16 protein-coding genes and 1 pseudogene are annotated in these 20504 nt (G+C 52.7%); 7 read left to right on the forward strand and 10 right to left on the reverse strand.

The window, feature by feature from the left end:
* Nucleotides 1-426: 426 nt before the first annotated feature.
* Genes C7477_RS17665 through rfbF form a run of 8 tightly spaced genes read right to left on the reverse strand, consistent with a single transcriptional unit; the run spans nucleotide 427 to nucleotide 10467 of the window.
* Nucleotides 427-3855: a DUF5672 family protein gene (locus C7477_RS17665; RefSeq protein ID WP_110754576.1), complete on the reverse strand. Its 3429-nt coding sequence runs from the start codon at nucleotides 3853-3855 to the stop codon at nucleotides 427-429.
* Between the two features lie 4 nt (nucleotides 3856-3859).
* Entirely contained in the window at nucleotides 3860-5224 is a 1365-nt protein-coding gene (locus C7477_RS17670; protein ID WP_181418461.1) for an ABC transporter ATP-binding protein, read from the reverse strand.
* On the reverse strand, nucleotides 5217-5993 hold the full coding sequence (locus C7477_RS17675) for an ABC transporter permease (RefSeq protein ID WP_110754581.1): 777 nt from the start codon (nucleotides 5991-5993) through the stop codon (nucleotides 5217-5219). The genes C7477_RS17670 and C7477_RS17675 overlap by 8 nt, the downstream gene beginning before the upstream one ends.
* Before the next feature lie 2 nt (nucleotides 5994-5995).
* The gene (locus C7477_RS17680; RefSeq protein ID WP_181418462.1) at nucleotides 5996-6856 is read right to left on the reverse strand and encodes an NAD-dependent epimerase/dehydratase family protein; all 861 of its coding nucleotides are present in this window, start codon (nucleotides 6854-6856) and stop codon (nucleotides 5996-5998) included.
* A 1-nt stretch (nucleotide 6857) separates the two neighbouring features.
* Complete coding sequence (locus C7477_RS17685) at nucleotides 6858-8084, reverse strand: class I SAM-dependent methyltransferase (RefSeq protein ID WP_110754585.1); 1227 nt, start codon at nucleotides 8082-8084, stop codon at nucleotides 6858-6860.
* Nucleotides 8081-8626 (reverse strand): dTDP-4-dehydrorhamnose 3,5-epimerase family protein, encoded by a 546-nt coding sequence (locus C7477_RS17690; RefSeq protein ID WP_245411892.1) that lies wholly within the window; start codon nucleotides 8624-8626, stop codon nucleotides 8081-8083. The genes C7477_RS17685 and C7477_RS17690 overlap by 4 nt, the downstream gene beginning before the upstream one ends.
* Nucleotides 8627-8636: 10 nt before the next feature.
* Nucleotides 8637-9686 (reverse strand): CDP-glucose 4,6-dehydratase, encoded by a 1050-nt coding sequence (gene rfbG, locus C7477_RS17695; RefSeq protein ID WP_110754589.1) that lies wholly within the window; start codon nucleotides 9684-9686, stop codon nucleotides 8637-8639.
* Entirely contained in the window at nucleotides 9679-10467 is a 789-nt protein-coding gene (gene rfbF / locus C7477_RS17700) for a glucose-1-phosphate cytidylyltransferase (RefSeq protein ID WP_110754591.1), read from the reverse strand. The genes rfbG and rfbF overlap by 8 nt, the downstream gene beginning before the upstream one ends.
* A 700-nt stretch (nucleotides 10468-11167) precedes the next feature.
* Between rfbF and C7477_RS17705 the strand changes: the two genes are divergently transcribed.
* The 5 genes from C7477_RS17705 (at nucleotide 11168) to C7477_RS17725 (ending at nucleotide 16137) form a co-directional block, all read left to right on the forward strand.
* Nucleotides 11168-11926 carry a glycosyltransferase family 2 protein gene (locus C7477_RS17705; protein ID WP_110754593.1) on the forward strand — a complete coding sequence of 253 codons (759 nt, stop codon included), beginning with the start codon at nucleotides 11168-11170 and terminating at the stop codon, nucleotides 11924-11926.
* Nucleotides 11927-11996: 70 nt separating this feature from the next.
* Nucleotides 11997-12791, forward strand: coding sequence for a TylF/MycF/NovP-related O-methyltransferase (locus C7477_RS17710; protein WP_210206162.1), 795 nt, complete (start codon nucleotides 11997-11999; stop codon nucleotides 12789-12791).
* 58 nt (nucleotides 12792-12849) lie between these two features.
* Nucleotides 12850-13710, forward strand: a complete 861-nt coding sequence (locus C7477_RS17715; RefSeq protein ID WP_110754595.1) for a glycosyltransferase family 2 protein — start codon at nucleotides 12850-12852, stop codon at nucleotides 13708-13710.
* Nucleotides 13711-14055: 345 nt separating this feature from the next.
* A complete protein-coding gene (gene gmd / locus C7477_RS17720) occupies nucleotides 14056-15168 on the forward strand; it encodes a GDP-mannose 4,6-dehydratase (protein WP_110754597.1) in 1113 nt (370 codons plus the stop codon).
* A 3-nt stretch (nucleotides 15169-15171) separates the two neighbouring features.
* The gene (locus C7477_RS17725; protein WP_181418463.1) at nucleotides 15172-16137 is read left to right on the forward strand and encodes a GDP-L-fucose synthase family protein; all 966 of its coding nucleotides are present in this window, start codon (nucleotides 15172-15174) and stop codon (nucleotides 16135-16137) included.
* Between the two features lie 69 nt (nucleotides 16138-16206).
* On the opposite strand, the pseudogene C7477_RS17730 reads toward C7477_RS17725, so the two are convergent.
* Nucleotides 16207-17201, reverse strand: a pseudogene (locus tag C7477_RS17730) (IS3 family transposase); the annotation flags it as partial.
* A 263-nt stretch (nucleotides 17202-17464) separates the two neighbouring features.
* Here C7477_RS17730 and C7477_RS17735 point away from each other — a divergent pair.
* Entirely contained in the window at nucleotides 17465-18475 is a 1011-nt protein-coding gene (locus C7477_RS17735) for a Fic family protein (RefSeq protein ID WP_245411893.1), read from the forward strand.
* Between the two features lie 23 nt (nucleotides 18476-18498).
* Here the strand turns inward: C7477_RS17735 and C7477_RS17740 are convergent, their stop codons facing one another.
* Nucleotides 18499-19692 (reverse strand): autotransporter outer membrane beta-barrel domain-containing protein, encoded by a 1194-nt coding sequence (locus C7477_RS17740; protein WP_110754603.1) that lies wholly within the window; start codon nucleotides 19690-19692, stop codon nucleotides 18499-18501.
* An 18-nt stretch (nucleotides 19693-19710) separates the two neighbouring features.
* On the opposite strand from C7477_RS17740, the gene C7477_RS19035 reads away from it, so the two are divergent.
* Nucleotides 19711-20421: a hypothetical protein gene (locus C7477_RS19035; protein ID WP_181418464.1), complete on the forward strand. Its 711-nt coding sequence runs from the start codon at nucleotides 19711-19713 to the stop codon at nucleotides 20419-20421.
* Nucleotides 20422-20504 lie beyond the last annotated feature (83 nt).

The raw sequence follows: 20504 nt of genomic DNA on the forward strand, positions 1-20504 counted from the left end.
TTCAATGGGGGAAACAACTGGAGACCATGTCATAAGGCATGAGCCTAGACCATGCTCTACAAATCAAACTAGACGGCCCTCGCCGCAGGCATACGGTGCAACGATCGCGAAATCCCATAGCGCCGCGCCGTCGCATAACCCTGGCGGTAACCCCACAGGCTTTCCTCGACGATCCGGACCTTCTCTGTATTCGTCCATTCCCGCCTACGGCCAGGGCCATCAGCGGGCAGAACTTCAATGGGGGAAACAATTGGAGACCATGTCATAAGGCATGAGCTTAAGGCATGCTCTACAAATCACCAGACGGCCCTCGGCGCAGGGATACGGCGTGTGCAGCGGGGTCGCAATTTGAGATGGTTGCGGGGGTATGCAACCAACGATTCCTGCGATTGGCCGAGCGGGCTGTTCCTCGATTGCCGGCATAAGTTATATTTTTCCTCGTAACGCATTGTGCCCGCGGAATAATAACCGTTTTCTCCAATGGAGAAGTTTGCCTTTGGCTAATCGCTTCAATCCATACCGGCGGAGCGCATTCCATGTCGAGGAAAGAAGCAATCGTCGTAGGCGTCTGTCACGGATCTTCAGGATCATTCGAATGAAACGGATTGGTCCAAGTTCATACATCCCCCTGAAGCCCAAAAGTAGATTGATCTCGTGGTCATTGAGGTAGCGACCCACAGTGGTCAGTTTCTTCATATATTCAACATAGTCAGCCACGGTCTGTGCAAAATTCTGGCCGCCATAAAGCTCGGCACTCATTCCCCCGGCACGATAATGCACAAGAGTTTCCGGCACCTCTAATATCTTGAAACCAGCCATCAACGTAGCGACGAACAAGTAGTTCTCAGACGTGATATGGCCGGACGTAAAAGGCTGAACCGTCGTAAGTACGCTCTTCTTGATTAGGGTTGCCTGGTGTACGATTCCCATGCAGTTAAGCACGGAATGGAGATGCGTCGGGAAGAGTTCGATTTCACTACCGGTCAGCACCAGGGCCCGCCCGTAAACCATATCTGCATCCTCATCCACTATTCGATGTACCATCAATTCAAGAGCATCCAGTGTGCAAAAATAATCGTCGGAATTCATGAACGCGATTAAATCACCTTTTGCCAGATCAACACCATTGAACATGCCCTCCCAGATCGAGTTGTCTTCCTTACAATGGAAAACGATCTTATCCACATCCCCATAACGACCCTGCAGCACTTCGAGTGTCTCATCCGTTGATCCTCCATCAAGAATTATAACTTCTAAGCGATGATAAGTCTGATTGATCACCGATGTGAGCGCTTGATCGAAAGTCTCCAGCCTCCTCGAAGAAATGAGGTTTTTGACGATCATGACGACTGACACAACCGGAGCATCCGTGTGCGCCTCGCCATCATAATACTGCTGTTTGCGCGCAAAAAAGCCTCGTATATAATCTAGATAGTCAGTTTGGATATATTTGTCGTAGCCATGCACGCCCATGGGCGGTTCCAAACAAAGGACTTCCTTTTGAAGCATCGGGTATTCCACTTCGCAAGAAAACTGCATTGCTATTCGGCTTGGAGGTATGGAAATACGATTGCCGCACAGAGGTGCAATGATCGTGAAAAATACGTCCTCATAAATGTTGTACTTATTAAAGGTTCCGCGCCAATCCTGTGAAAGCTCGCGCAGCAATCGGAACAGGACGATGATCAAGCCCCACCGGCGGTTGCGGGCCAGAAACCAGATCGCTTGAGCAACACGCCACGGATTGATACCGGGATGGAAGGTCTCAAGCACCCGAATGCAACTGGCTACGCGCCGAAGACTGAGGCCGCCATTGCCGCCAAAAGGCGCCATACGCCTCAGGAAATGTACATTGCCGTTTTCCGGAAGGAAAAGAGGCGCGCCGATAAAGTCATAGCCCTGCTCCATCCAGTACGCCAATTGGTCTCGGAATATCCAGGCGTCTAGGTGACAAATCAGGATATAATCAAACTCCTGATACACCCGGTAAAATGCCGGATCGGTACCCATCTTGTTGACAGCAGCCGGGCTGCCGAAATACTTTGCTGGCATCAGCCGAACCGTGCCGTTGATGCCATGTTTCGCGAAAAAGCTTTCATACCATGACGGGCTGTTGGTCTCAGGCAAGACAATTTCTAGCTTATAGTCTCGGAGCTGAGTTGCATTATGCAGCAGCGTTGCAGCGAATTGTTCATCCAGTTGCTCAAGATGAGTTGGCACCACCACAGCCAAACGGCTGCAACCCGGTGTTTCTTTCCGTATATCAAAATTCTGTGGGCGACCCTGTTTGTTGTCTCTGCGAAACAATGCCAGCGATCGCTTGACAACGCTCGAGAATGGCTTGTCGCGCAACTGCCGCCGCAACTGCTCAGGATGCAATTGAAATGGCCTGGAGTGACTGGCGGTCCACGCTCTTAGCTTATCGAGGAGCGGCGCTACCTGATAAGCGCGTGTTTGATTATCCGCAAGCAGAAGGTTGCTCTGGTTCCCGGAGCGAAAAATGGCCGCCCGCCAAAGGGTTCGCGTGTCTACTATGCCTTGTTTACCAACCACCAGTGCTTTGCGACCAGAAGCATGGATCATCCAGGTCATCGATTGTTTACCGGCTTCGAATTGATGGGCCTGCAACTTTGTTTTCAGCGGTCGGCCTTTGACCATATCCAGATAATCCTCTCTGGCGATCATGAAACCGTTCGTACGGATATGATAATTTGAATAGTGCGAATATCCGGGGGCAAAAGGGCCCCCGCTGCCGGTACACCCAACGAGCCCTATCTGGCTGCTGGAGGTAAAGGCGGCATATACCTTGTCAAGCCAGCCAGGATGTAGCGGTTCGGAATGCGTATTCATAAAAAAAACTATACGCTCTTCGATTTGAAGGGCTGCCTTACTATAGGCCGTCAGATCCAAACCTTCATCGTCGAGGTTGATGAAACGTGGTTCCAAATCCTTGAACAGCATGTATTGTTGCGACTGTTGTTCCGCCGTGAATCCTTTGTTTACAACGTAAAGCTGATGCGGCACCGCAGGGCGGTAGCGTTGATACGCTTCCACAAAGCGAACGCGGGCCTCAATCTCCGCCTGAGTGATCCCGCGGTTAAGATAGACTACGGCAAGTTCCGGCAAACTTTTGACAATGCGCCCCAATGCCGGCAAGAAGAAGGAGTTAAGCTGGGTACGCGGCACGACCGGCCATTCATCACCGGAGAGAATGTGCTCGCCGATGGACGGGTCCCCTTTGGTTATCAAGATGCAGGAATTGGAAAAGGTTATATTTTTGATACTATCGGCAATAGCATCAGAATACTCCTTCGAATGAAAGCGGCGCATAATTCGATAGGATAAGTTATTACACCGAAGAGCGGCGTCGAAGTTGCTCAATGTAGGCAACTCAGTCAATGAAGAGAAGAATTCATAAATTGATGTACCGAAGTAATTATTTTCAGCAAAATCTGGGCTGAAATCCGTATGGCAATCCTCGATCATAAAGTGGCCGCCATCACGCAGAAGCGGCCAGTATAGCATAAAATTGGCCAAAATGTTCTGCCGCGTGTGAGAGGCATCATCCACGATAAGATCGAAGTTCACGTTTAGCGCACTGACGTTTCGGAAAGTTGCTTCCGTGGCAGAGTCACCTATTACAATGTCAGTAAAACGAGTACCAGCCGCATGCGCCGCAACAGCAGGATCAATGTCGCACGCCACACAGCGGGTGAAGAGGCCCTGCGGATCCAGTGCGGCTAGCCAGCCCATATTCTGTACGCCAATCTCCAGATAGGCCGAGCCGGGTTTGACCTGCTGCATGATCTGTTCGTAAAGCGGTAAGTAAGCTTCCCATTTGTCATAACCACGCATGATATTAGCCTAGCTCCATTTCATGCCGATATACCGAAACTCTCGTATCGTTCAGCCCTATCAGTCCGTAGCGAAACCGTTCTGAAGCCACGCGCAGCACCAACACATCGTGACGCCAAATCAGTTGCTTATGCTGATAAAAATCGCCTTCACCCACAGCCGCCGTGACCGTATAATCCCCGCTAGGCAAAATGGGAAAACTGAACCGGAATACAGCCTCGTACTGCACGCCAGCCTCAAAATACAGGGGCCCATTTTGCAAATCGTGTAGTGTGTTCTCGGCGAAGATTTCCACGCCGCGGCTGTTCTTCACAATAAATCCGAAGATCGGTGAACTCACCTCCACTTTGACTTGAGCACGGATAGCTAGTTCAACCGTTTCGCCACCTTTAAGTACGCCGATCTCTTTGCCCGTAATTGAGCGCAGAGCCACATCGACTATTTCGGCTTTACTGCCTCCAAAACCACGGCTCAAGTCTGGTTCGGGGCTGATCTCCACTCGCGCCGTCGGCGCATCGAGCGTCATTTCGGCAATTGTGGTCAACGAGGATGGCAATTTCTGTGGCAATGCGTGCCCCTGCGGGACCAAGTCCGGATAATCGGCCGACAACGTGAACTCCAGATAGGCATCGCAGACGGGACGGGCGGGGCCGCGGGCGCGAATGACGCCATCGTGCAGCCATATCACCTCGTCGCAAATAGCTTGGAGCGCGTTGAGATCGTGACTGACGAACAGGATCGTGCCGTGCTGCTTGAACGTTTGGATGAAGCGCATACATTTCTGTGAGAATACCGCGTCCCCCACGGCCAGCGCCTCATCCACCAGCAGAATATCCGCATCCAGATGGGCGATGATCGCAAAGGCGAGGCGCACCACCATGCCGCTGGAATAAGATTTGACCGGGGCGCTGATCTTTTCGCCCAGACCGGAGAACTCGATGATCTGTCGTACTTTTTCCTGAATAGCGGCCGATGGAATGGCATACATAGTCAAGTAGCTGTAAATATTCTGTAGCCCAGTATCTTCGAAATTGAACCCGGCTCCCAGTTCGATAATGGAAGCAACCCGACCGTTGACTTTTAGCGTTCCGCTGGTTGGACTGATGATGGAAGCGACCATCTTAAGAAGGGTGGACTTGCCGCAGCCGTTTTGTCCGATGATGCCAAGGGAACGGCCCTCGCGCACTGCCAATTCAATGTCGCGCAGCACATGGCTGGTCTCGAAAAAGCGCGATGATCGCCTTCCCCTGAGAAGGTAGTTGGCAAAATCCATTATCCGCGCCACGCTGCTCTTGTGCTTGCGATAGGATTTACCGAGATTGCGGGCTTCAACTGCTACCGGAAGCTGGTAAATGGCATGATCATTCATGTGTGAACCTCCCAAGTACATGCTCAAGCCAGATGCCAACTACCAATACCGCGATTGTTGCCCCCAAAACCGGCAGGAGGGATGTGAGTAATGAGAATGGGATATCCGGCTGAAACGCGCCGTGGCGGATGATGTCAATAAAATGGGAGAGAGGATTTAGATAAACGAAGTTCTGGAGGGCAGCAGGCAAATGTTCGGTTGGGTAGAGGATCGGTGAGATAAACAACAGACCCATGCTGATAATACCAAGAAACTGCAGCCAATCCTTTAACAATGCACCGATGACAGTCGATAGAAAAGCCAGTCCTACGCAGAATATGCTGAACACAAAAGCTATGAGTAGCACTAGAGTGCCGCCACGCGGGGTGAGCCCGAACAGTACGGAAACCCCTAAATACCAGATTGCGATGGCGGCCCAGAAAGGAATGAGACTTGCCAGAACCCCTCCCAAGATCAAGTCACGTGTCGAGATATTGAGTTTGGTCGTAAGCGGCGCATAAGCATCATAAGCCCCCCCTCCCTTCCCCAGCACATCCATCATCAATTGATACATCATCAGCCCTGGAAAAAGAACTATGGCATAATTCGTATAGACATTTGCACCCAAGAACTCCCATCGCGCCTTGAAAATATTCGAAAAAACCAAGGAATAAAGCACTAGCGTGACCAATGGAGTGACAAACAGCCAAAGTTTACCGATTAGAGTGCCGCGATATCTTCCTCTTAATTCATTCTTCGCCAGCATGATGACAAGTTTCAGCTTTTGCATATTTAGTTTTTCTCCATTACCATAAAATTGGTCTTATCATTACTTCCCCAGAAGGCCAATTGTTCATATGGAGGAATTGGCAATTTTCCAAGATTCAATTGTACATCGTATCCCCAGTCGGAAATCCATTTCTCGACCTGTTGGCGAACGGAGACGGGATGACCGGAGCAGACGTTGAAGACGCCGTCCGGGACATCTGCGGCGTGCAGCGCTATGATCTTGGATACAACCTCGCCAACCGGCATGAAGTCGCGGATTTGGTGGCCGTCCGACATGTCGAAGGTCGGATCGCCTCGCGCATAGGCGGCGCGGAGAAGCGTGTAGAGCGAAGTCGGGCCTTGGCCTTCGCCGTACATGTAGAACAGGCGGAGCCAGCGGTATGAAAACGGCATCTCACGCCTTAAAAACTCCACATACCGCAATAGCGCCAGCTTCGCATAGCCGTAGGGATTGGTCGGACGACCGTCCATATCCTCGCGCAGTTCTCCGTCGCGCGCGCCATATTCAAAGCATGTTCCAGTCAGGGTCAGGTGTTCGATCCCGCCTTCGATTACACTGCGCACGAAGCCGATTTGCCGCACCAGTTCGGTATCCATGTGATGGCAAGACAAGTAATTGGGCAGCCCCCCCCATGCCAGGTGGATCATCTGCTTTGCGCCAGCCTCTTTTAGCGCGGTTCGCACTGCTGCTTCATCGTAGATATCAATCTTGAGGCACTCGATCCGGTCGGCGCTGCTTGTCGAGTCCCGCTTGGTGCGGCCTCGCGTCCAAGATTGGACTTCCCACCCATCAGCCGCCAGCTTGGCGCACACCCGGCTGCCGATAAAGCCGGACCCGCCCGTAACAATGATCCGGGGCGCCATGTTACCATACTCGCAATTCAGGAACGGCGCGCACGAATTTGGCGCCCCATTCCCGCACATAAGACAATTGTAGCTCGATCTCGTCGGTGATATTCCAAGGCAGGACTACTATATAATCCGGACGTTCGGCATGAATCCGGTCTTCCGACACGATTGGAATGCGCGAGCCAGGGAGATAGCGGCCCAGTTTCCCGGGGCTGCGGTCCACCACATAAGGTATCAAATCCCTTTTCACGCCAGAGAAGTTCAGAAGCGTGTTGCCTTTGGCGGCAGCTCCATAGGCAGCCACCTTTTTTCCAGCTCGGCGCTGCTCCAGCAGGAATTCCAAAAGCGCGAACTTGATGCCATTTACGATTGATTGGAAGCTGCCATAGGTTTCGACATTGCCGAAGCCCGCCTCGACTTCTTTTTGCCGCAGTGCAGCGAGGTTGGCGCTCTCGGACCGTTGTCCGGTATCGGCGCGCTGCAGATGCACTCGCAAACTTCCTCCATGGGTGGGCAATTCGTCCACATCGAATACCTGCAGCCCAACATGACGTGCGATGCGTTCGACAGCTTGCAGGCTGAGGTAGGAGTAGTGCTCGTGATAAATTGTATCGAACTGGTTGTGGCGAATGAGTTGCAGCAAATGGGGGAACTCAAAGGTTGCCACGCCATCGTCCTTCAACAGCTTGGTCACTCCGCTCAGGAAGTCGTTGATATTGGGGACATGCGCCAATACATTGTTGCCGATCACCAGATCTGCTGCACGCCCTCGCGCAGCCAACTGCTCTCCCAAAGCCATTCCGAAAAACTCGGTGATGACCTCGATGCCTTTTGCTCGTGCCATCTCGGCCGTGCTCAGCGTAGGCTCGATACCAAGACAAGGAATGCCGCGCCGCTTTACATATTGCAGCAGGTAGCCGTCATTGGAGGCCAGTTCCACCACAAATGAAGCGGGGCCCAGTTGCAATCGATCGGCAATCTGATCGACATAAGTCTCGCAATGCTTCAGCCAAGAGGCGCTTGTGGCGCTAAAATAACCGTAGTCGGTCGCGAACAGTTCGCCTGGAGTGTGGAAATCCTGCGTCTGAACGAGAAAACAGCTGTGGCATACAAAGGTTCGTAACGGAGCCCAGACTTCCGCCGTGTCCAACTGCTTCTCGCTTAAATAGGCATTGGAGGGAGGAGAGCAGGCGAGGTCGCAGAAGGGTTGCGTTATTTCCGTACCACAATGACGGCATTTCATAAGATTACCCCTTCGAAATCTTTCGATATAATTGGATGGCTGCGGTCGCGGTCCGATATTTGACTGATCTGTAGCGGCCACCGAACGCCAAGCTCCGGGTCAAGCGGGAACAAACCGTGTTCATGTCCTGGATCGTAATAATTGTCATGCAGATACAGAAGCTCAGTATCCGGCTGCAGGGTCTGGAAACCGTGAGCGAAGCCGCGCGGCACGAACAGGACGCAGTTGTCATCCGCCGATAGCGTAATCGCGGCATGGTGCAGAAAAGTTGGGGAGCCCTTGCGAAGATCGACTATAACATCCAGAATCTTGCCGTGGAGACAAGTCACCATCTTGGCCTCAGCGCTGGGCGGCATTTGATAATGCATCCCGCGGACGACTCCGGCTAAGCGGGTGAACGTCCGGTTGATCTGGGCTATAGTGCCAAACCCCACGCGTTCAGCCAATTCTCTGCCGCAGAACATGCGCTCCAGGAAACCACGTTCATCCTCGAGCTTCCTGCAGGTAATTCTGTAAGCGCCCACCAAGCCCAGCGGGTTCAAGATAAATCTTTCATCCCTTGGCATCATATGCCTCAATTTGCGCCCTTGTGCGTGCAAGTGCTTCTCCGGCACGCCAAGCCTGGTGCCAGTCGAGGCAAAAATCCAAAGCCTGTTCCACCGGCAGCCGACAGGACCACCCCAGTTCAGTCATTGTTTTTGAGCTGTCGAGCTTTAACAGTCTTGCTTCTTTATCGTTGGCGATCGACTCCTGCGCCAGACTGACCGGAGCGCTGGCCGTGAGGTAATCGATCATCCAGCTCACTGGTTTGCAATCCACATCCCTGGGGCCGAAATTCCATTCCCCAGAGTAGACGGAAGGGGCCTCGTACAGTCGCTCGGCAAGGGTTAGGTAACCTCCCACGGGTTCCAGTACATGCTGCCAGGGGCGAACAGAGGCCGGATTGCGTATTCGAAGCGGCTCGCCGGCATCCAGGGCGCGAAAGAAATCGGGTAGCAGCCGGTCGGCCGCCCAGTCACCTCCACCAATGACATTGCCCGCGCGTACGTTCGCCAGACCCACCCCTTCGTCCTTGAAATACGTTTGATAGAACGACTGAGCGCAAAGATCAGCGCAGGATTTCGAGCTGGAATAGGGATCCTTCCCACCCAGGGCGTCGCTCTCGCGATAGGGCCAAACCCATTCGAGATTGCGATACACTTTGTCGGTAGTGACATTTATGATCGCCCGGATAGAGCGTGTTTCGTTGGCCGCCTGTAGCACATTGGCGGTGCCCACCACATTGATCGCAAAGGTTTCAGCCGGATTCATCAAGCCATATCGAACGATCGGCTGGGCCGCCATATGAATCACGATATCCGGCTTGGTCTCGGCCATGACTTGGCGCACCGACCGAAGATCCCGAATATCCATGCGCCAATCCTGCTCGAAAATCGACGGTAACTCGCAGACTGTGAAGAAGTCTGGATCCGATACACGGCCTATGGAGACGCCGAACAAGCGGCTACCGGCGGCTTTAAGCCAGACCGACATCCAGCCCGCCTTGAAGCCGGTATGGCCGGTGATAAGGACTTTCTTGCCGTTCCAGAAGCTCTTATTCATCGCCCCACACCTTCCATGGCGCAGCGCCGCTGGCCCAAAGCGCCTCCAGCTTGTGCTTCTCGCGGAGTGTGTCCATGGGCTGCCAAAACCCATCGTGATGGTAAGCCATCAGCTGGTTCTTATTGACCAGTGCCTGCATGGGATCGTCTTCCCAAGGCGTTTCGTCACCGGATATCAGGTCGAGGCATGCGGGACTGAGGACGAAGAAGCCGCCGTTGATCGAGTCGAAAGCGGCTTCCGTTTTCTCTCCAAACTTGGCGACGAGGCTCTTCTCGTCGCCGTTCATATGCAGAATGCCGAAGCGTCCGGGAGGCGGCACCGCGGTCACCGTTGCCATTTTGCCGTGCGTCTTATGGAAAGCAATCAAACTCTTGATATTCAGATTGGACAGACCGTCTCCATAAGTCATGCAAAAAGCGTCATCTTCGGCCAGTAGATGCCTGACGCGCTTCAACCGGCCACCGGTCATCGTCTGCTCACCGGTATCGACCAGGGTGACGCGCCAGTCCTCACCACGCTTATTGTGGAATTCAAGCTGCCCGGTACGTCCGCTTATCGTTACATCGGACATGTGCAGGGCGTAGTTGACGAAGTATTCCTTGATGATGTAGCCGCGATAGCCCAGGCAGATGACAAAATCACGCAAGCCGAAATGGTTGTAGATCTTCATTATATGCCACAGGATCGGACGGCCCCCGATCTCCAACATGGGCTTCGGCTTTAGGTGCGTCTCTTCAGACAGTCGGGTTCCTAGTCCCCCGGCCAGGATAACAGTCTTCATGCTTTTTATCCTTGTCTCGCAATAAACTGGGCATAGGGGCGCTGCACAGGCCCGGATGGGTGTGTTGCTGGGGTATCGGACATGCGTCCGGTCGGGGCGGATGAACAGCTGGAATACTGCATCGGCGCCTTCACAGCACAGTTTAATTTTAGAATTTTAGTAGCGTGTCGCAAAGCCATGCTCGAATAATTGGAGCATCGTTCGCTCGCGAGTTCCGATAGAACTTGTTCATCCTACGAATTAAGCTTAATTTCCCCAAGAGCGTTACCATAAACAAACACAGTCACCCCCACGTTTAAGCCTGGTTACATACTAAACTCGTCTCGCATCAATACAATCAAAACAAAATTCGACATGCAAGTAAAATATAAATAATTCTTCTAAATTTGACTTATTTGAAATAGGCGCCAAATTATTGCTTGTTGATATAGGCTTATGGATTCCACCATGGCCGAATGTTTTCGGTTTTTGTAGAAACGGAATAAGTAAAATCAGCAGCGGAACTGGAGTGCTGGAATTTTCAGAAAAATCCTGCAAAAACCATAGCGTTATTGCATATAGTAAAATAACTCTTAATCACCATGAGTTTAATCTTGAAATTATGTGGACTTAAAGCAATTAATAGTTTAATTTCGTAATTGCTGGAAATACCCTCGCTAATTACACTAATAATCAACTTACATCGCTATGCAGGTCTTTCATGCACCGTCGAGTATCAATCATTACTGTCTGCCGTAATAGCGCCAAAACTATTGCCGCAACGCTCGAGTCTGTTCGTTCGCAGACTTCGTCAAATATTGAACACATTGTGATCGATGGCGCTTCGACCGATGGAACTCAAGAAATAATCAATGCTCACAGGGCGCAAATCGCCTATTTTATTAGCGAGCCCGACACGGGACCCTATGACGCCATGAACAAGGGGTTAACTCAAGCAACCGGCGATATAATCTGTTTTCTGAATTCCGATGATATATATACTCATCCGGACGTGGTGGCCCGTGTAGCCACGCAAATGATGCAACGAGATTTGGAAGTGTTGTATGGAGATGTCGTCTTCTCCAGCGCCGCCTTTCCGGAGCGGGTTATTCGCCGCTACCGCTCGGGTAGTTTTACGCCGGCGCGGCTGGCATGGGGCTGGATGCCCGCGCATCCGGCTCTCTTCATGACTGCTGATATATATAGACGTATCGGCAACTTCGATACACGCTACAAAATTGCGGGTGACTATGATTTCATCATTCGTGCCTTTTGGGAAAAGCAGATTAAAGCGGAACATATACCTGAAACACTGGTTCGAATGCAAACCGGCGGGATCAGCAACGCAGGCTGGAGAAGCAAGCTTTTGTTAAATCGTGAAGTTCTTGAGGCGTGCCGCAACAATGGAGTTCGCACAAATCTATTGATGATACTATCAAAATACCCTAGGAAGACGTTTGAATTATTAGCAACAACGTGATTTGCCGCGAGAAAAGGCCGCGTCCAAGCATATGGGGCGGCATCCATTGTGTAACTAGGAGAGCCGGACTGTGATCAAGTTGCTGAAAAGAAAAATTGCCGAACGTAATGCTGGATCATTAGTTTTTCCCGTTGATATAGATGTCTCAGAAGTACCAGGTTCCGTCTACGATCAAGATGGTTTGCGAAGCATCCACAACCACGACTTCATGAGGCAGCCGGCATTTTCGGCAGCTTATGCACGTGGTGTCAAGGCCACCGGCGGTAATGACTATATGTGGCATTGGCGCGTCCACGTCGGGCTTTGGGCCGCCTCACTCGCTGCAAAACTTCCGGGTGATTTTGTCGAATGTGGCGTCAACCGAGGCTTTCTATCTTCGGCGATCATGCATTATCTGGATTGGGTCAGTCGCGACAAGATTTTCTATCTTTTGGATACGTTTAACGGAATTGATATGCGCTATGTTTCGCAGGAAGATTTGGCTACTGGTGCAGTAGAAAAGAACACCACAATGATCGCATCTGGGATGTATACTACCGATATCGAGCCCGTGCGCCAAAATTTTTCAGAATGGAAAAATGTTAAGATAATCCAGGGCGCAATTCCGGAGACTCTCAGTCAGATAGACTCCAAAAAAATTGCCTTTGCCAGTATCGATATGAATTGTAGCCCTCCAGAAGTTGCAGCGATGGAATTCCTTTGGCCACGTTTTGTGGATGGTGCAATCATCGTGTTCGATGATTATGCTTACTATAGTTATCGTTCTCAGAAAGTTGCGATGGATAAATTTGCCGCAGAACGCGGCGTTACCATTCTGTCGCTCCCGACTGGGCAGGGAATGCTGATCAAGCCCCCGGGATTTTGACGGGCTCATCAGGGCAGCTTGAATCGAGGCTGGCTGCCGTGCAACGGGGCGGTTCCACATGACTCATCCACCCAAAGTAAGTATCTGCATTCCAACCTATAATGGCGCACGCTACATCAGAGAAGCTGTTGTTTCTGCGCTACAGCAGGAATATCCCAGTTTCGAAATCGTAATCGTCGATAATTGCTCGACGGACGGTACGGAGGTGTTGCTCTCGGAGCTCTTGTTGCAGTCGGATAAGATTCATTTCTTCAAGAACGAAACAAACATTGGGCTGGCCGGGAATTTCAACAAATGCCTTGAGCATGCTCAAGGCGAATACATAAAATATTTGTGCGCGGACGATTTTCTCTTGCCGGGATGCCTGGAGCAGATGGCGGCGGTATTGGAATCGCATCCGACGGTTTCCCTGGTATGCAGCGGTCGCACGAACATCAATGAGTCGCGGCCTCTTGGGCTTCGTCGTTATTCATCCCGCACGGCCGTGGTTTCCGGATATGAAGCAATCAACAGATGTCTTTTTGGGGGGAATTTTATCGGTGAACCCACCGCCACCATGTTTAGAAAGTCAGACGCGCGCTCCGAGTTTCGTAATGACCTGCCTCAATTGCTGGACATGGACATGTGGTTCCGACTGTTAGAGCGAGGTGACTTATACAGCATCGCAAGTCCTCTTTGCGCTATTCGTTGCCACAGCGCGCAAATAACGCAAGAAAATATCAAGTCCGGTAAGATAATTGATGATAACATACTTATTTTTGATGAGTTCTCTAAAAAGGCATACCTACGGGTGTCATTTTGGCCGATAATTCGACACAAGTGGATGATGGCCTACCGTGTGTGGGTATCAAGGCAATACATATCAAAAAAAAAAAGATGGATATCCTTGAACGATATGGGGTTAGAGATTTTTATTTAATTCTTCCCTTGGTATTTCGAATTTATTCATGGAAACGGCACATGCGTCTATTTCGACGGACAGCTAAAAAGAAGATGTTCGGCATCGAAAGCCGGAAGCCGTAATTCACTACATTCCGATATTACTTCACACAATATAAGTTGGATGTGATATTTCATTTGGTATTTTTATTATTATGCTTGACCTTATACATATCATTGTACAGAATTGATTACACATTTATAAATGAGTACACCGAAATGGCTGGGGGAGGTCTATGGATACATAGATTGCATAGATAATGATCTATTTTCGAAAGTTACCATCAACATCCAGTACAGAAATAGCGAAGAGGAATAATGAGCCTTGCTTCAGTCATCGACCTATTTTTATCGTCCTCGTGTTGCCCTCATCACGGGAATAACTGGCCAAGACGGTTCCTATCTTGCTGAACTCCTCCTGGAAAAAGGTTACGAGGTGCACGGCATCAAGCGCCGTACTTCTTTATTCAATACTGATCGTATCGATCACCTTTACCAAGGCCCGCATAACAAGAATCGCCGCTTGGTGCTGCATTATGGGGACATGACGGATACGTCGTGTCTCATTCGCATCATCCAACAAGTTCAGCCGGACGAAATTTACAATCTGGCCGCCCAGTCACATGTCGCCGTTTCCTTCGAAGAACCGGAGTATACGGCCAATTCCGACGCGCTTGGGACTCTCCGCGTTCTCGAAGCCATCCGCATTCTGGGACTTGAGAAAAAGACGCGTTTTTATCAGGCTTCCACGTCCGAACTCTACGGATTTGTACGCGAAGTTCCGCAGCGTGAAACAACGCCGTTTTATCCACGTTCGCCTTACGCGGTCGCGAAACTTTACGCTTACTGGATTACAATCAATTATCGCGAAGCCTATGGTATTTATGCGTGTAATGGCATTCTCTTCAACCACGAAAGCCCCGTGCGTGGAGAAACCTTCGTCACTCGCAAGATCACCCGTGCGCTTGCACGTATCAAGCTGGGTCTACAAGATTGTCTTTATCTTGGTAATCTGGATGCGAAACGTGACTGGGGTCATGCTCGCGATTATGTCGAGATGCAATGGATGATGATGCAGCAGGACGAGCCGGAAGATTTCGTCATTGCGACCGGCATACAATTCAGTGTGCGAGACTTCGTCAATACCGCCGCCAAGGAAATAGGTATGTCCATTACCTGGAGGGGCGAAGGCGTGAACGAGAAAGGATATGACGAACATGGCGCATGCGTCGTGGCCGTTGATCATCGGTATTTCCGTTCAACGGAAGTGGACTCCTTGCTCGGCGACGCGACCAAGGCGAGGGAAAAGCTCGGCTGGACGCCCAAAATAACTTTCGAAGAGCTTGTCGCAGAGATGGTGCGCCACGATCTCAGATCCGCAGAGCGTGATGAACTTGTCAAGAAGCATGGTTTTCCAACATACGCTTATGCCGAGTAAATCATGAAAAGAGCAAAGATTTATGTTGCCGGCCACCGAGGGATGGTCGGGTCAGCCATTGTTCGCCGTCTACAATTGGGGGGCTATACGAATATTATTACCCGCAGCCATGCCGAGCTGGATCTTGTAAACCAACAGGCTGTTACCCAATTCCTCAACCGGGAAAAGCCAGACTATATTTTCATGGCTGCGGCAAGAGTGGGCGGTATTTACGCTAATAACGTATACCCGGCGGACTTCATTTATACGAATCTAATGATCGAAGCGAACATCATCGATGCGGCGTACCGAGCCGGGGTTCCGCGCATGCTGTTTCTCGGTTCCAGTTGCATTTACCCACGGAATTGTCCCCAGCCTATACGCGAGGAATATATACTGACCGGAACGCTGGAACACACCAATGAACCTTACGCCATTGCGAAGATCGCAGGCATAAAATTGTGCGAAAGCTACAATCGCCAGTATGGAACCCATTACGTTTCCGTCATGCCGACCAATCTCTATGGCCCTAACGACAATTATGACCTAAGTGGCAGCCATGTGCTACCGGCGCTTATCCGTAAGGCACATGAAGCTAAAATCCGCGGTGATCGCCACCTTGTTGTGTGGGGGTCCGGAATGCCTAGACGAGAATTCCTCTACGTAGAGGACATGGCGGATGCTTGCGTCTTCCTTATGGAAAAGGAGATCGGTGAAGATCTTATCAATATCGGAACGGGCGATGACGTAACGGTTCACGGACTTACGAAGACAGTAATGGAGATTGTTGGCTTCGATGGGGAAATCGCCTTTGACAGTTCGAAACCGGATGGAACGCCGCGCAAGCTACTGAGTATCGAAAAGATGAATGCACTTGGATGGCGTGCGAAAACCTCGCTGAAGGATGGTATCGCCAGAACCTATGCCGATTTCCGATCCCGTTACCCGGATATGGCCGACTTTGAGGCGGCTAGCAGCCTGTCGGACTGATGTTTCCGAGAAGTGGCTCGGTTTGTTTGGACAGGTTATCCCGATTTATAAGTGGAATGCTGCCAATGGTTAAGCCGCTTCGGGAAGCGGTAGCGGGGTGAAGTAGGCCTCATCCGGCGTCCTGCCGTCAAGGCTGGAATGTGGCCGTTTCTGATTATAAAAGTCCGGATATTTTGCGATGGATGCGCGCGCCTCGCGCACACTGTCATAGGCCTTGAGATACACCTCCTCGTATTTCACCGACCGCCACAGCCGCTCGACGAAGACGTTGTCGCGCCATGCACCCTTGCCATCCATGCTGACCTGGATTTTCTGATCGAGCAGCACCTTGGTGAAATCATGGCTGGTGAACTGACTGCCCTGATCGGAATTGAATATGTCGGGCTTGCCGTATCTGGCCCGCGCCTCCTCGAGCGCCTCGAGGCAGGGGGCCGCGTCCATGGTGATCGACAACCGCCACGACAGGATCTTGCGCGTGAACCAGTCGATGACGGCGATCAGATAGCAGAACCCGCGCGCCATCGGGATATAGGTCAGATCCGTGGCCCAGACCTGGTTTGGTCTCGTCACTGCCAGATTTCGAAGCAGATAGGGGTAGACCTTGTGCCCGTCGCCGGGCGCCGAAGTGCGCGGCTTGCGGTAAAGCGCTGCTATCCTCATGCGTTTCATCAAGGTCCGCACATGCAGGCGCCCAACCTCAAAGCCGTCACGCTTCAAAAGCTTCTGTAGCATGCGAGAGCCCGCGAACGGGTAATCCAGATGCAGTTCGTCGATGCGCCGCATCAACTTGAGGTCCGCCGCCGGCACCGGCTGCGGCAGATAATAGACGATGCTGCGGCTTATCCCCAGTGCCTTGGCCTGGCGGGTGATGGACAGTTCATGGCCCCGGTCGATCATTTCCTTGCGCTCTCCAACAGTCCCGCTTTGGTGAGCGCGCCGGATAAAAAATCGTTCTCCAGAGACAACTCCCCGATCTTGGCGTGCAGCGTCTTCACATCCACCGCAGGTTCCGGCTTCTGCGCAGCCCCGAATACGTTCGCGGCGGTGAGGGACAAGCTGGTCCGCAAGGCCCAAATTCCTGCCTCATATGCACCTTGATACCCCATTCCAGCCAATTGCCCAGCGGCCCGTAATTCGGTCAATGGCTTGCCCGAATATTGGTCGAAATGGACCACACGCTCCCGTGACAGGTCCAATTGTCACTGCGATTGTTACTCATGTCATTCGGGTGTAAATGGGTGTCAAAATGGTATTGCCTATATAGGCGTAATTGGGTGTATATACAGGTATGATTAATACGGGAACGATTCTGGTCACGCAGGAAATCTTGGCGCTCATCGCCGATATCGATGAGTTCAAGGGCGCGTGGCGCGCACTGGGAACCCTGGCGCCAGAGCGGCTTTCGGCCTTGCGGCGCGTTGCCACCATTGAAAGCATCGGATCGTCGACCCGCATTGAAGGCAGCAAGCTCTCGGATCGGGACGTCGAACGGCTGCTCGCCAATCTGGAGATCAAATCCTTTGCCACGCGTGATGAGCAGGAGGTGGCTGGCTACGCCGAAGTGATGGAACTCATCTTTCGCGCCTGGGAAGACATCACGCTCACCGAAAACCATATCAAGCAGTTGCACCGCGATCTGCTCGCCTACAGCGAAAAGGATGCGTGGCATCGCGGCAACTACAAAACATCTTCAAACAGCGTCGCCGCATTTGATGAGGAAGGCAAACAAATCGGTATCGTCTTCGAGACGGCAACGCCCTTCGATACATCACGCCTGATGACGGAACTCGTCGGCTGGCTGACAGCCGAGCGTGAGCAACGGCGGCTGCACCCCCTGCTCGTAATCGCGGTATTCACGGTCGTTTTCCTGGAAATCCATCCCTTCCAAGATGGCAACGGCCGGTTCAGCCGGATTCTGACGACGTTGCTATTGCTGCAGGCTGGCTACGCCTACGTGCCCTATAGCTCGCTCGAAAGCGTGATCGAGCAGAGCAAGGAGGCCTATTACCTTGCCCTTCGGCAGACACAGGGCTCGATCCGCAGCAACGCACCCGATTGGCAGCCTTGGCTGGGCTTTTTTCTGCGCGCCTTGCAGCGGCAGATGAAGCGGCTAGCCGGCAAGGTCGAACGTGAGAAGCTGGTGCTGCCGAAGCTGCCTGAGTTGTCGTTGCGCATTCTTGACCATGCCCGTGAGCATGGCCGTGTGAGCATTGGCGAAATCATCGCGTTGACAGGCGCCAGCCGAAATACATTGAAGCAGCAGTTCCGCCAACTTGTCGAAAAGGGACATTTGGTTCGGCAAGGTGGCGGACGGACGACCTGGTACACCCTGCCATAGTCGTCCAGTTGTTCGCACACTTCTCAGAACCGCGTTCCCAGGCCGGCCTTCGCCCCGACGGATGTTTCGCCGTCGCCCTCGATGTTGAAGAGAAGACTTGTATCGATGCTCCAGGCGTCGGAGGTTTGCAATGACAGGCCTGCGGAAACTGAACCGAACAAGCCCTCTCCATCCAGGCCCGAAAATCCAGCGGTCGCACCGAGCGTCGGGGTGAACACCCTGCTGTCCTCAAGCGTGAACGAACGGGCGATTTCGGCTCCGAGACTGACGCGCAACTGCTCTTCCGTGAAGCCGTCGAGTCCGATCTCATCGCCAGAGCCGCTCTTGACCGCGTAGTCATCGACCTCTTCCGAGAAATAGACCGCTCGCAGCTTCGGCGTCAGCACGGTGACATCGTCGAGCTTCCACTGGCCGGTAATGGAGGTATCGAAAAGCCAGCGGCGGGTGTCGAACGTCCTGTCCCAGAACTCCGTGTCGATATCGTTCGAGGAACCGCCGTAGAGAAGGCTCGTGTTCCAGAAGACGCCCTTGCCCACCTCGAAGGAGGCATAGGGGCCGGCGAGCGAGCCATTGACGGTGAGTTCCGCATCGTCTTCCGTCGGGTCTGTCATCCGGTCGTAATGAAAGGAGAGGCCGATAAGCGCTCTTTCCGACAAAAGATAATCGGCTCCCGCGGACACCATGGCGAAATTGCCCCACCGGCTGTCATTATCGTCGTCGTCGCGGTTATGCGTCAGGAACGCGCCGTCGACCCAGATGTTGTAGAGGAGGGAAGAGCCGCCTTCGATGCCGTCGGCGGAATTGCGCGCCGCTTCCATCTGCGCAAGGCTGGTGGCGAAGCCAAGCGTAATACCCTGTTGCGATGGCGTCATCCGGGCGGTTATGGGATCCGTCGCAGTCTGGTTTCGCCGGCGTTCCAGAAGTCCCGGCACCTTCACGGTCGATGCGATCAGGCTCTGGCGCGACCGCACGAAGCCATGCACAAGCGCATCGATCTCTTCGGTGACCTCCGCCGTATCGAGACCGAGATTGTAGGTCACCGTGCCGGTATTGGAGATGCCGAGCGCGCTGGTGAGCCGGAAGCCAACCCTGGCCGGGCCGTAATAACCGGGCTTCGGCGTGAATTTCAGATACCAGCCGACGGGCGTGGCAATAGATCCGGCCTCAGCAAGCTCGCCGACCGTGTTCTCGCCTGCCTGCCGGCCGCCTTCCTGCATCTGGGAATTTTCGAGAGGGTGGCGGCGGAGGTTCTGCAGCGGCAGGTAGCCAAGCTCAAGTCGAAGCCGTCCGAGAGCCGGCAGTTGCAGGCGGAACTGGACAAGGTTGAACAGGAGCAGAAGAACATTATCCAGCAGATCAGCGACCGCGCTGCCGAGGGCCGCCCTCGCCTCGCGGCGCTCGACGACATGCTCGATCGGCTAGAGGAGAAGCGGGCCGATCTTTCGAGGCAACTGACGGCGCAGGGCAGCGATGCACCTGATGACATGGCGGAGCGGCTGGCCGAGCTGCGCGCTCAGATCAATCCGGATACAGCCCAACTCGTCCTCGATACGCTGCTTTTCTATCTGCGCGATCATGCAGACACGGCGACCAAGCAGCCGTTTGTCGATATCGTTCGGCAACTCGTGCAGAAGGTGGTGATCGGCAAGACGCCCGGCCATCAGCCGGCATCGCTCGAAGTGCACGGCCGCATCGCCTCGATCCTGGCCGCCATGGACGCGGCAACGATCATGGAGGAGCGCTTCAAGCTGCTGAGGCACCACGATTATCTGGCACGGATTGAGACAGGGGAGCTGGAGACGGAGGCAAAACGCAAAAAGCTCCTCGACGCTTACGCGGAGGAGCTTATGAGGAAGCGTAACCACCCGGCCAGAGCCGCGGATTTGATCCACGCGATGAGCCTGCAGGACCGTTTACATCAGTCTATGTTTTTATTAGGTGTTTGATCCCAGACTTTGATGGTGCATTCTTTTCGCAAGCTTGGAGAGATTCGCTATGGGACAAATTCTACACGGCAGCGCCACGACGA

Origin of the sequence: Paramesorhizobium leguminum, from assembly GCF_003217235.1 — a bacterium.
Classification (GTDB): domain Bacteria; phylum Pseudomonadota; class Alphaproteobacteria; order Rhizobiales; family Rhizobiaceae; genus Paramesorhizobium; species Paramesorhizobium leguminum.

Bases quoted from the DNA above. Each gene is read 5' to 3' on its own strand.
- C7477_RS17725 (WP_181418463.1), top strand. From the start codon at position 15,172: ATGAAAAGAGCAAAGATTTATGTTGCCGGCCACCGAGGGATGGTCGGG.
- C7477_RS17680 (WP_181418462.1), bottom strand. From the start codon at position 6,856: ATGGCGCCCCGGATCATTGTTACGGGCGGGTCCGGCTTTATCGGCAGC.
- C7477_RS17685 (WP_110754585.1), bottom strand. From the start codon at position 8,084: ATGAAATGCCGTCATTGTGGTACGGAAATAACGCAACCCTTCTGCGAC.
- C7477_RS17705 (WP_110754593.1), top strand. From the start codon at position 11,168: ATGCACCGTCGAGTATCAATCATTACTGTCTGCCGTAATAGCGCCAAA.
- C7477_RS17740 (WP_110754603.1), bottom strand. From the start codon at position 19,692: ATGCAGGAAGGCGGCCGGCAGGCAGGCGAGAACACGGTCGGCGAGCTT.
- rfbF (WP_110754591.1), bottom strand. From the start codon at position 10,467: ATGAAGACTGTTATCCTGGCCGGGGGACTAGGAACCCGACTGTCTGAA.
- C7477_RS17675 (WP_110754581.1), bottom strand. From the start codon at position 5,993: ATGCAAAAGCTGAAACTTGTCATCATGCTGGCGAAGAATGAATTAAGA.
- C7477_RS17670 (WP_181418461.1), bottom strand. From the start codon at position 5,224: ATGAATGATCATGCCATTTACCAGCTTCCGGTAGCAGTTGAAGCCCGC.
- rfbG (WP_110754589.1), bottom strand. From the start codon at position 9,686: ATGAATAAGAGCTTCTGGAACGGCAAGAAAGTCCTTATCACCGGCCAT.
- C7477_RS17665 (WP_110754576.1), bottom strand. From the start codon at position 3,855: ATGCGTGGTTATGACAAATGGGAAGCTTACTTACCGCTTTACGAACAG.
- C7477_RS17715 (WP_110754595.1), top strand. From the start codon at position 12,850: ATGACTCATCCACCCAAAGTAAGTATCTGCATTCCAACCTATAATGGC.